This is a genomic window from Pseudomonas sp. Pseu.R1, assembly GCF_045764065.1.
GTDB lineage: Bacteria > Pseudomonadota > Gammaproteobacteria > Pseudomonadales > Pseudomonadaceae > Aquipseudomonas.
Genome location: NZ_JBJGEE020000001.1, coordinates 5,833,181 through 5,844,886, shown reverse-complemented (window position 1 = coordinate 5,844,886; position 11,706 = coordinate 5,833,181). Strand labels below are relative to the sequence as shown.

At 59.3% G+C, this 11,706-nt stretch carries 11 protein-coding genes; 3 read left to right on the top strand and 8 right to left on the bottom strand.

Annotated features, from left to right (window positions below):
• The first annotated feature begins 222 nt into the window (after positions 1 to 222).
• Entirely contained in the window at positions 223 to 1,155 is a 933-nt protein-coding gene (locus ACI5GA_RS26575) for a LysR substrate-binding domain-containing protein (protein WP_404634477.1), read from the top strand.
• A 185-nt stretch (positions 1,156 to 1,340) separates the two neighbouring features.
• On the opposite strand, the gene pstB is transcribed toward ACI5GA_RS26575, so the two are convergent.
• From pstB to ACI5GA_RS26540, 7 genes are all read right to left on the bottom strand, one after another.
• A complete protein-coding gene (pstB, locus tag ACI5GA_RS26570) occupies positions 1,341 to 2,120 on the bottom strand; it encodes a phosphate ABC transporter ATP-binding protein PstB (RefSeq protein WP_404634475.1) in 780 nt (259 codons plus the stop codon).
• On the bottom strand, positions 2,120 to 2,998 hold the full coding sequence (pstA, locus tag ACI5GA_RS26565) for a phosphate ABC transporter permease PstA (protein WP_404634473.1): 879 nt from the start codon (positions 2,996 to 2,998) through the stop codon (positions 2,120 to 2,122). The genes pstB and pstA overlap by 1 nt, the downstream gene beginning before the upstream one ends.
• Positions 2,995 to 3,990 carry a phosphate ABC transporter permease subunit PstC gene (pstC, locus tag ACI5GA_RS26560; protein ID WP_421424959.1) on the bottom strand — a complete coding sequence of 332 codons (996 nt, stop codon included), beginning with the start codon at positions 3,988 to 3,990 and terminating at the stop codon, positions 2,995 to 2,997. Before pstC ends, pstA begins: the two co-directional genes overlap by 4 nt.
• A 73-nt stretch (positions 3,991 to 4,063) precedes the next feature.
• A complete protein-coding gene (gene pstS, locus ACI5GA_RS26555) occupies positions 4,064 to 5,080 on the bottom strand; it encodes a phosphate ABC transporter substrate-binding protein PstS (protein ID WP_404634469.1) in 1,017 nt (338 codons plus the stop codon).
• Positions 5,081 to 5,395: 315 nt separating this feature from the next.
• The gene (locus ACI5GA_RS26550) at positions 5,396 to 6,703 is read right to left on the bottom strand and encodes an MFS transporter (protein ID WP_404634467.1); all 1,308 of its coding nucleotides are present in this window, start codon (positions 6,701 to 6,703) and stop codon (positions 5,396 to 5,398) included.
• Between the two features lie 59 nt (positions 6,704 to 6,762).
• Complete coding sequence (locus ACI5GA_RS26545; protein WP_421424956.1) at positions 6,763 to 7,956, bottom strand: CaiB/BaiF CoA transferase family protein; 1,194 nt, start codon at positions 7,954 to 7,956, stop codon at positions 6,763 to 6,765.
• Between the two features lies 1 nt (position 7,957).
• Positions 7,958 to 8,755 (bottom strand): enoyl-CoA hydratase/isomerase family protein, encoded by a 798-nt coding sequence (locus ACI5GA_RS26540; RefSeq protein ID WP_421424953.1) that lies wholly within the window; start codon positions 8,753 to 8,755, stop codon positions 7,958 to 7,960.
• Between the two features lie 250 nt (positions 8,756 to 9,005).
• Between ACI5GA_RS26540 and ACI5GA_RS26535 the strand changes: the two genes are divergently transcribed.
• Complete coding sequence (locus tag ACI5GA_RS26535) at positions 9,006 to 9,689, top strand: GntR family transcriptional regulator (RefSeq protein WP_404634461.1); 684 nt, start codon at positions 9,006 to 9,008, stop codon at positions 9,687 to 9,689.
• Between the two features lie 97 nt (positions 9,690 to 9,786).
• Here the strand turns inward: ACI5GA_RS26535 and ACI5GA_RS26530 are convergent, their stop codons facing one another.
• The gene (locus tag ACI5GA_RS26530; protein WP_404634459.1) at positions 9,787 to 10,257 is read right to left on the bottom strand and encodes a RidA family protein; all 471 of its coding nucleotides are present in this window, start codon (positions 10,255 to 10,257) and stop codon (positions 9,787 to 9,789) included.
• 200 nt (positions 10,258 to 10,457) lie between these two features.
• Between ACI5GA_RS26530 and ACI5GA_RS26525 the strand changes: the two genes are divergently transcribed.
• Complete coding sequence (locus ACI5GA_RS26525; RefSeq protein ID WP_421424950.1) at positions 10,458 to 11,474, top strand: zinc-dependent alcohol dehydrogenase family protein; 1,017 nt, start codon at positions 10,458 to 10,460, stop codon at positions 11,472 to 11,474.
• Positions 11,475 to 11,706 lie beyond the last annotated feature (232 nt).

Below are 11,706 nucleotides of genomic sequence, written 5' to 3'. Positions count from 1 at the left end.
TCGAGCCTCTGGATGAGCGTTTCAATGCTGACTGATGGGGGTTGGAGTAAGTTCAGAAAACCCCTCTCGACGCTCCTACGCCTTCGCAGAGGCAATTTAACCGCCCTGTCCACGAAACATCCGCTTACGCTGGACGTCAGACAATCGTGATCCATAAACTGTTGCCCATCATTTCTCAGGCTTTGAAGCAGGGTGACGAATGTTGGGCTACGGGGGCGACGCATGAACCGCAATGAACTGCGCAAGGCGGATATCAACCTGATGGTGGTGTTCGAGACCTTGATGCAAGAGCGCAACGTGACCCGTGCCGCCGAGAAGCTGTTCCTCGGGCAGCCCACCATCAGCGCCGCGCTGAACCGGCTGCGGGCGTTGTTCAATGACCCGCTGTTCATTCGCGTCGGCCATCGCATGGAGCCGACGGCGCGGGCCAACGAGATCATTCATCACCTCTCCCCCGCGCTGGACGCCATGTCGGTGGCCCTGAGCCTGACGCGGGAATTCGACCCCGCCAGCAGTGACATGACCTTCCGCATTGGCCTGTCCGATGACGTCGAGTACAGCCTGTTACCTCCGCTACTGCGGGCGATTCGCGAAGAGGCGCCGGGCATCATCATCGTGATCAAGCAGTGCAACTACTGGAATATCTCCGAGCTGTTGATGTCCGGCGAGATCACTGTCGGGGTGTGCCTGACCCGCGAGCTGCCCGCCAATGCCAAGCGCAAATTGCTGCGCAGCATTCAGCCGATGGTGGTGCGGGCCGATGATCGCGCCGAGCCTCTGACCCTCGACGAATACTGCTCGCGGCCTCACGTGGTGGTGTCCCACGTGGCAAACATTTCGAGTTTTGCCGATGAATGGCTGGCCGCAATCGGACGCAAGCGGCAGGCCGTGTTGTCAGTGCCGCAGTACAGCACCCTGCCCGCCTTGATGGCCGGAACGGATTTGCTGTGCAACCTGCCCGATCATTTGACGCTGGCGATGGGCAAGACGGGGTTGTTGCGAGGAGAGCCTTTGCCGTTCATCACGCCGAACCTCGAATTGTCGATGGTCTGGTTGAGCGTGATGGATACCGACCCGGCCGAGCGATGGCTGCGCAAGCGGCTGGAGCAGTTCATGGGGGATCACAGCACGATACCGCCGGTGCCGTTGGGTTGAGAGCCCCTTTCGCCACCCGGTTGGCTCCCACGAAAACTGAGGCAGACTGAGCATTCACGCCCAACGCAGAACACTGTGGGGAGCCGGCTTGCTGGCGAAAGCGTAGCGTCAGTCAACGGCGAAGTATCTGAACGGACGCTTTTGCCAGCAAGCCGGCTCCCACGGTTGTTACCGCTGCCAGCGGATCAACCAAAACGACCGGTGATGTAGTCTTCGGTCTGGGTCTTGGTCGGCTTGGTGAAGATAGTGTCGGTGTCACCGTGTTCGATCAGTTCACCCAGGAACATGAACGCGGTGTAGTCCGAGCAACGTGCGGCCTGTTGCATGTTGTGGGTGACGATGACCACGGTGAACTGCTCTTTCAGTTCAGTGATCAACTGCTCGATACGACCGGTGGAGATCGGGTCGAGTGCCGAGGTCGGTTCGTCCAGCAGCAGCACTTGCGGACGCAGCGCGATGGTACGGGCAATGCACAGACGCTGCTGCTGACCACCCGACAGACCCTGGGCGTTCTTGTCCAGCTTGTCCTTCACTTCATCCCACAACGCCGCGCCGCGCAGGGCCTCTTCAACACGGTCTTCCATCTCGCGACGGTTGAGCTTTTCATGGTGTTTGACCGCGTAGGAGATGTTGTCCTTGATGGTCATCGGGAACGGCACCGGCTTCTGGAACACCATGCCGACATGGCTGCGCAGGCGGTTCATCGAGTAGCCCGGCGCCAGGATGTTTTCGCCGTTGAGCAGCACTTCGCCCTTGGCTTCCAGTTTCGGGTACATCGAATAGATGCGGTTGAACACGCGCAACATGGTCGACTTGCCACAACCCGACGGCCCGATGATCGCGGTAATGCGTTTTTCGGGAATGGTCATGTTGATGTTCTTCAACGACTGGTGGCCGTTGTAGAAGAAGTCGAGGTTGCGTACCTGGATCTTGGTTTTTTCGTCGGCAAGAGAAAGATTGTTCATCAGGACGCCTTATTGCGCAGAAGAATGAGACGGGAGCTGAGGCTCAGCACCAGTACGAACAGAGTCATGATCAAAGCACCGGCCCAAGCCAGGGAATGCCAATCATCGAACGGGCTCATGGCGTACTGGAAGATCACGACCGGAATGCTGGCGATCGGTTTGAGCAAATCGCCGCTCCAGAATTGGTTACCGAAGGCGGTGAACAGCAGCGGCGCGGTTTCACCGGTGATGCGCGCCAGTGCCAGCAGCACACCCGTGACCACACCGGCCCGGGCGGCACGCAGAACGATTTGCAGGGTCAGTTTCCACTGGGGCACCCCCAGTGCCAGCGCCGCTTCACGCATGGTGGCTGGCTGCAGTTGCAGCATTTCATCGGTGGTGCGCACCACGACCGGAATCACCAGCAACGCCAAGGCCAGAGCACCCGCGAACGCCGAGAAGCCGACACGATGATCGGTCAGTGCACTGACCGGCAAAATCACGGCGGTGTACACGAACAGACCGAGCACGATCGAAGGGGCGGACAGCAGAATGTCGTTGATGAAACGAACCGCGTTACCCAGTTTGGTGTGGCGGGCGAATTCAGCCAGCCAGATCCCGGCCATCAGACCGATAGGCGTACCGATCACCAGGCCCAGGCCCGACATCAGGATGCTGCCGTAAAAGGCGTTGGCCAGACCACCCGCAGCGCCCGGCGGTGGGGTCATCTCGACGAACAGGCGCAGGTTCAGCGCCTCGAAGCCATTGATGATGGTGGTGATCAGAATCCACACCAGCCACAGCAGACCGAACACCGTCGCGCCACAACTGAGCACCATGGCGAGCTTGTTTTTCAGCGCCCGCATCCGGTACAGGTTTTCGTTGTCGACCTTACTCATACACCCTCCTTGCGCGACAGACGAGACAGCATCAGACGGGCGATTGCCAGCACGATGAAGGTGACGACAAACAACAGGAAGCCCAGCGCGATCAGCGACGAGCGATGCAGGTCGGTGTACGCCTCACTGAACTCGTTGGCGATCACCGATGCGATCGAGCTGCTCGGCATCATCAGCGAGGCCGAGAACTGGTGGGCGTTACCCAGAACGAAGGTCACTGCCATGGTTTCACCCAGTGCGCGCCCCAGCCCGAGGAAAATACCGCCGACCACCGCCGTGCGCGTATAAGGCAGGACGATGTCCCAGACCACTTCCCAGGTGGTGCCGCCCAGTGCGTAGGCCGACTCTTTCAGCGCCACCGGAACGGTGCGGAACACTTCGGTCATGACCGAGGTAATGAACGGGATGATCATGATCGCCAGCACGATACCGGCGGTCAGCATGCCAATACCCAGTGGCGGCCCTTGAAACACCGGACCGATCAACGGCAGCGCGCCGAGGTTGTCGTTGATCCACGGGGCCAGGTAGGCCGCCATGAACGGGCCGAACACGAACAGGCCCCACATGCCGTAGATGATCGAAGGGATACCCGCCAGCAGTTCGACCGCTGACGCGATGGGGGTGCGCAACCAAGGAGGGGCTACTTCAGTCAGAAAAATCGCGATGCCGAAGCTCACCGGAACGGCGATCAGCAACGCGAGAGAGGAGGTGACAAGCGTGCCGTAGATCGGGACCAACGCACCGAAATGGCCGTTCACCGCATCCCATTCGGTACTGGTAAGAAATTCGAAACCAAAGGTCTTGAACGCCAGGGCTCCGCCCCACAGCGTCGAACCGGCGATACACGCCAGCAACAGCAGAACCAACAAAGCCGCGCCCAGCATGATGCGCCGGAACCAGGCATCGTGTCGGTGATCGCGGGCCGCTCGTTTTTCGCTCTCGGATTCCACATCCGGAATGACAGCGGACATATATTGGGTGTTCTCAGTCATGTTGGGTCCACTCGAAAAGAAACCCTGTCACCGAGCGCTCGGTGACAGGGGTAAGCCGGATGACGTCGAGTCGTTACTTGAACTCGGCTTTCCAGTAAGTTTCGATCTTGGCAACCAGCTCTTTAGGCAGTGGAACGTAGTCCAGCGACTCGGCGTGAGCCTGGCCGTTTTCCAGGGACCATTTGAAGAAGTCGAAAGCAGCCTTGCTTTCGTCAGCCTTCTTCGGCGTCTTGTACATGATGATCCAGGTGGTCGCAGTGATCGGCCATGCTTCAGCGCCCGGGGCGTTGGTCATGATCAGGTTGAAGTCCTTGGCGCTGGCCCAGTCTGCGGTTGCAGCGGCAGCGGCGAAGGTCTTGGCGCTAGGCTCAACCACTTTGCCTGCAGCGTTCTGCATTTTGGCGTAGGCAATGTTGTTGGTCTTGGCGTAGGCGAATTCCACGTAGCCGATCGAACCTTTGATCTGCTTCACGTAGGCAGCCACACCTTCGTTACCTTTGCCACCCACACCGACAGGCCACTGAACGGCAGAACCTTCGCCAACGGCGGATTTCCACTCTGGGCTGACTTTGCTCAGGTAGTTGGTGAAGTTGAAGGAAGTGCCCGAGCCGTCCGAACGGTGAACGACGGTGATGTTGGTTTCAGGCAGTTTCAGGCCCGAGTTCAGCTTGGCGATCGCTGGATCGTTCCACTTGGTGATTTTGCCCTGGAAGATGTCGGCCAGGGTCTTGCCGTCCAGCTCCAGTTTGCCGCCTTCAACGCCTTCGACGTTCAGGACCGGAACGATACCGCCGATCACGCTCGGAAACTGGCCCAGGCCGCTGGCCTGCAGGTCTTCAGCTTTCAGAGGGGCGTCGGAAGCACCGAAATCAACGGTAGCGGCCTTGATTTGAGCGATACCACCACCGGAACCGATGGACTGGTAGTTAACTTTGTTGCCGGATTTTGTGCTGTACTCGGTCGCCCATTTGGAGATGACTGGGTAGACGAAGCTCGAACCAGCACCAGTGACGTCCGTAGCGTGTGCCATTCCGGTCAGGGCCATCGAAGCCAGCAGGAGCGACAGGCGTGTTTTTGTCAGCAGATTCACGGCAATACCTCAACAAGAGAGTGTGTGTTTGTGGTCGCAGTTGAAGACCCGATGCAGATTTAAAACCCCAAACATTTCTGTTTGATGACAGTCTCTAGACAGCCGCGAAAAACGACCGGGTTTTGCAGGTATCCGCCTACACGCTGTAAACGCAAAACCCCCGAATTCATTGGGGAATCCGGGGGTTGTCTACTTTTTCCGAAATTAATATCAATGCGCCACATCACGACTGAAAAAAGGCCTTCCCAGCCCGCTTTCAGCCTGTTTTGTGACAGTTACATGTCATACGGATCGCTGTTTCAGGCGCCAGCGCAATCATTTGACAGCCACCTCGCTCGCCTCATGTGTTTCGAAGTTTTGCACCGGTGCTTTCTCCTCTGTCACGAAGCTTTTCTGCGGCTGCATGGTGAAGGTCATCAACACGCCGAAGGCAAGTACGCCAATGGAGATCAGGAACGGCAACGCCCAGTTGCCGGTCTGGTCGATCAGGTAACCGGCCAGCACCGGGCTGATGATGGTCGCGGTGGCCGCCGTGCCGTTCATGATGCCGCTGGCGGTTCCGGCGCGATCCGAGGCGATGTCCATGGGCACGGCCCACATCGGCCCGACCGTCATCTCGTTGAAGAACAGCGCCATGGCCAGGAACACCAGCGAATACATCGGTTCGTGGAACATCAGCACCGGAATCAGCGACAACCCGGTACAGGCCATGCACACCGCGACCAGGTAGCTGCGGGCAATTTTCACGTTGCCGGTCTTGTGCAGCAGCTTGTCGCTGATCATTCCGCCGAGCAGGTCGCCCACCACGCCAGCAAAAAACACCCCGGAGGTGAACAGCACCGCGTTTTTGATGTTCATCTGGTAGTTGTGCATGAAGTACATCGGAATCCAGCTGAGCATCAGCCAGAGGATCCAGTTGTAGCAGAAGTACACGCTGGAAACCGGCAACATGCGGCGGAACAGTCGGCCATAGGTGCCCGGCGCATCGACACGACGGGGTTTGGGTGCAGGCAGTACCGCCAGTTCCTGTTGGGTGATACGCGGATGATCGGCGGGCTTTTCGGTATACGTGACGTACCACAACACCACCCAGCCGAAACTCAGCGCGCCCAATAGATAGAACGAGAAGCGCCAGTCGTAGGCCGTCATCAACGCCGCGACGATCAACGGTGCGCAGGCGTTACCCAACCGCGCCGCCGCGTGGGTGATGCCTTGCGCGAAACCGCGCCGTTCTTTCGAGACCCAGGCGGCCATGGCGCTGGTCGACGCCGGAAAGGTTGCGCCCTCCCCCAGCCCCAACAACATGCGGGCCGCCACCAGACTGAGGAAACCGCCCGCCATGCCAGTCAGCACCGTCGCCGCCGCCCATATAAAGGCACAGACGATGAGCGTGCGTTTGGCGCCATAGCGGTCACTGACCCAGCCGCCAATGAACTGAAACACCATGTACGGGTAAGCGAATGCCGAGAAGATGAAACCCAGTTGTGTGTTGCTCAAGCCCAGCTCGCTGCTGAATTGCCCGGCGGCCGTGCTGACGTTGACACGGTCGACGTAGGTGATGAAGTACATCAGGCACAGCATCGCCATGACGATGGTGGTGGCCTTGGGTTTTAACCTGTTCATGATTGCGGTCCTCAGTGTTCTTTTTGTAGTTGTTCACTTCACTCACGCGCGTATCAGGTTTACAGATCGAGAATCGCTCCCTCGCGATGCAATTCGGCGATCTGCCCAGCGTCGTAGCCATATTCCGCGAGGATTTCCAGGGTGTGTTCGCCCAGTAACGGAGACGGGCGATTGACCTGTTTGGGCGTCTCGGAGAAGCGGATCGGCAACGCGATGCTGCGCGCCGGGCCGGTGACCGGATGATGGGTTTCGACGATCATTTCCCGTTCGAGAATCTGCGGGTGCTCAACCGCCTGTGAGATGTCCAGCACCGCGCCCACGGGCAATCCGGCGACATCCAGCCGCGCGACCCAGTTGTCCGTGGTGTCTTGCACCAGGCATTCGGTGATCAGATCGACCAGCGCCTCGCGGTTGTTCATGCGCAGCACGTTGGTGGCAAACCGCGGGTCTTCGCTGATGTGCGGCGCATTCAGCACCTGCAGCAAACGCTCGTAGTTGCCTTGGTTGGCCGCGCCGATGTTGATCCAGCCATCTTGAGTTCTGAACGCCTGATACGGGGTGCTGGTGGAGTTGGCCGAGCCCATCTTCGGCAGAATCACGCCCTCGGAGAAGTAGTTCGCGGCGGGCCAGTACATTTGCTGAAAGCCCGCTTCCAACAACGAGGTGTCGACCACCTGACCCAGTCCGGTCTTCTGTTTATGGGCGTAGGCCGCCGCGATGCCCAGTGCGGCAAGAATACCGGCGTTGATGTCGGCGATCGGCGAACCCGCCTTGATCGGCGCCTGGCCCGGTTCACCGGTCGAACTCATCAGTCCCGACAGGCCTTGGGCGATGAGGTCGAACCCGCCCTTGTCCGCATACGGCCCGGTGCGACCGTAGCCGGATACCGAGCAATAAATCAGCCCCGGATTGAGCTTTTTCAGGGTGTCATAGCCCAGCCCGAGCTTTTCCATGGTGCCCTTGCGATAGTTCTCGGTGACCACATCGGCATCGCTGAGCATACGTCGCAGTACGTCTTTGCCGCCGTCGGTTTTAAGGTTCAGGGCGATGTCGCGCTTGTTGCGGTTGAGGATCATGAACGACGCGGACTCGCCATGCTCCAGGATCGGCGCGAAGCGGCGGCAGTCGTCACCGTCCATTTTCTCGACCTTGATCACGTCGGCGCCCATGTCGGCCAGCATCATCCCGCAGATGGGGCCGGACATGATGTGCGACAGCTCGATGACTTTCATGCCCTGCAATGGACCGGCCATGTCATTTGCCTCCGAAAACAGGGGTGCGTTTGGCCAGAAAGGCCTGGTAACCGATCTGAAAATCCTCGGTGGCGAAGCAGTCGAAAGCCTCGTCGTATTCCTCGGCGCTCAGCGGCGCGGGGTCGAGGCTGCGCTCGACGAACTGCTTGTGCCAACGGGCCACCCGCGGCGCGCCGTCAGCGATGCGGCGAGCGGCGGCCATGGCCTCTTCCTCGACATCGGCATCTGCCACGACCCGACTGACGATGCGTTTGTCCAGCGCTTCGGCAGCACCGAACACGCGGCCTTCAAGCAGCATCTCCAAGGTCACGTCAGGGCCTGCGATGCGTATCAGGCCGCTCATTTCATCGTGGGACATGGCAAGCCCCAGCTTGTTGACCGGCACCCCGAAACGACTCGACTCGCCGCAGATCCGCACGTTGCACAGCGACGCAATGCCCAACCCGCCGCCCACACAAATGCCATGAATCATCGCCACCAGCGGGTGACGACAGTGAGCGATGGTACGCAAGGCGCTGTGCATCACCGGCCCGTAACGCCGAGCCAGCGCCTGATTGCCGCGGTGGGTTTCGAATTCGGAGATGTCATTGCCGGGACCGAAGGCCTTGGTCCCGGCGCCTCGGATCACGATGCAGCGCACGCTGTCGTCGGCGTCGAGGCGGCTGATGGTGTCATCCAGCAGCTTCCACATCGACAGCGTGGTGGCGTTAAGTTTTTCCGGGCGGTTGAGAATGACCGTGGCAATGCCGCCGTCGCGCTGCAAAAGCACTTCCGGCGCAGGGGAAACCTGGCTGTTCATACGAGCACCTTATTATTTTTGGGATACCATTTTGTGTGTTTGGTATCCCAAATATAGGCGTCGATTTTTTATGTGCAAGCGGTTTTTGCAGAAAAATGACACGTCAGCCGAAATGAAGCAGGCGCCATATGCCCATAAATACGGAGCAAAAACCTAATAAAGCGCGTTGTCGTGGAAAAAAATCGGATTCACCCCGATAATCCAGTTCAGCCCGCACTGGCAAAGACGGGATACCGATGGAGAGGGACGGATGTCCGAGAACAACAATCTGACGAACATCAACGAAGCCGCGTATGCCGCCCTGCGCGAACGCATCATCAGCGGCGAACTGATGCCGGGCGCGCCGCTGTCCGAGCGGGCCTTGTGCGAAGAACTGGACGTGTCGCGCACGCCATTGCGGGAGGCGATAAAAGTGCTGGCCCGTGAAGGCCTCGTGGAAATTTCGGCCACGCGCCGGGCGCGAGTGGCCAGTGTCAGCCTGGAAGAAGCGGCGAACATGCTGACCCTGCTGGCGGCGCTGGAAGGCCTGTCAGGCGAACAGGCGTGTCAGAAAATTTCGGCCGCCGACATCGCCGAACTGGAAGCCCTGCAAGCGGCGATGCGCCTGACCCATGAACAGAATGACTTGAGCAGCTACTTCAACCTGAATCAGCAGATTCACTTGAAAATTCTGCAAGTGGCCGACAACCGGGTGCTGTCGGAAATGTTCAACAACCTCAACGCCCGGCTGCGTCATGTCCGTCGCCGCCTCAACCCGACACCGGGGCGCTGGCAGCAGGCGATCAACGAACATGAGCAAATGCTGACGTACCTGAAAAAAGGCGAGAGCAAAAAGCTCCGCGCGCTGATGGAAGACCACCTGCGCAACAAGATCGACGTGTTTCTGGCCACTATGCTCGAACACGGGATTGTGAGCGTACAGCGCTCGGCGTGAATGCTCGCGGTGAGCATTGACTTTGGGCGCTGTACGAACAGTTTGAAGACGAAAGTAAGCCTGTTTTCAAGTCAGCATGGCCGAGTATCAAGACTTTTCACTCGCCTGCTGCAATCAGGTCCATTTCCACCGTCGCATTCTTTGGCAGTTGATAAACCCCCACCGAACTGCGGGTGTGAGCGCCCGCTTCACCGAACACAAAAAACAGCAGCTCGGACGCGCCGTCCGCCACTTCGCTCTGCTGGGTAAAACTGTCGGTGCATTGCACGAACAGGGTCATGCGCAACACGCGCTTGATCCTATCGAGGCTGCCCAGACTGCGCTGCAACAGCGCCATGGCCCTCAGGGCGCTGATTTTTGCCCCCAGTTGCGCCCGTTCCAGCGTGACATCGGCCCCTGCCCGGCCTGTCACGACCACCGTGTCGCCCACCCGCGGGATTTGCCCGCTGATATACAACTGATCCTCATGGCGCACCAGTGGCACATAGTTGCCGCCGATCTTGATCTCGCCATCGAAGTCGTAACCCAACTGCTCACACGCCTGCTTGAAACGAACATCACACGACATTGCCAGCCCCTGTCATTGGAAATCATTGAGTGAGTGTCTGCGCAGTTTCCCCGCGTATTCAACAACCTGCGTTCCCGGCCGCGAGTTCCCCAAACCCCAATTGATAGCAGGCATGTCGGGTATCGACAGACAGAAATAGTGCACAGCGCCCGGCGCCCGTAAAGTTTTCTCAACCCTAAACAAATGAGTCGAGGTTGGAAATGTCCCGCGCCATCAAATTTCATCGCTTCGGCAAAGCCGATGTGCTCAGTTGCGAGGAGCAGCCTGACCGCTTACCCGGTCCACAGGAAGTGCTGGTTCGTGCCGAGGCCATCGGCATCAGCTGGGACGATGTGTTGTGGCGCCAGAACCTGGCCCTGGCCCCGGTGCAGTTGCCCGCCGGTATCGGCAGCGAAATGGCCGGTGTCGTCGAGGCGGTCGGCGCAGGCGTGACAGATCTGCACGTGGGTGACAAGGTCGCCAGCTTCAAGGCCATGAGCGCCAACGATTACCCGGTGTGTGGCGACCACGTCATCGTGCCGCGCAATGCCCTGACCCGCTACCCCGATGTGCTCACGCCCATCGAAGCCAGCGTGCACTACACGCCCATGCTGCTGGCGTACTTTGCCTTCGCCGACCTGGCCAAGGTTCAGGCGGGCCAGACCGTGCTGGTCACCGACGCCGCCTACAGCCCCGGTATCGCCTTCGTGCAATTGGGCAAGGCGCTTGGCCTGCACGTGATCGCTGCGACGCAACACGCCGAAGACCGCGAATACCTGCTGGCCAACGGTGCCGAACGGGTGATCGTGACGGAGGAAGACGACATTTGCCTGCGCATCCAGGCGTTGACCAAAGGCCAAGGCATCGAAGCGGTTTTCGACGGTTTTGGCGGTCGCCAACTGTCACTGTTGGGCGACGTGCTGGCGCCCCGCGGCAGTCTGGTGCTCTACGGCCTGCGCGGTGGTAACACCACGCCCTTCCCCGCCATGCAGGCGTTCAGGAAGAACATGCGCTTCTTCGTGCATTGCCTTGAGAACTTCACAGGCAAGCCCGAGTTGGGCATCGAGCAGGACAGCGCCGCGATGAAGCGTGCACTGGACGTCATCAATGATCTGACGGTCAGAGGACTGCTCAAGCCAGACATTCATCGCACCTGGCCGTTCGAACAGTTCGGCAAGGCGCACAACCACCTGGACGAAGACCCCGTGCGCGGTCGCGTGGTGCTGAGGGTCCGTTGACGATCGAGGGCATATTGAAACGTGACGTGTCGACAGCACGCTGTGTGCGTGATCCACAACCTCGCTGGCGTTTATTGAAACCGGAGGTAAACGCCTGACCGTGTTTTCTCCCTACATATAGGGTAACGGTTCACCTCGCGCGCCCCCATTGACCATGCCCGGACAACACGCAAATCTGCCTGCCGACGTCCGAAGTGAGCATTCGCAGAATGACGTCATTTGCACCGGCCTA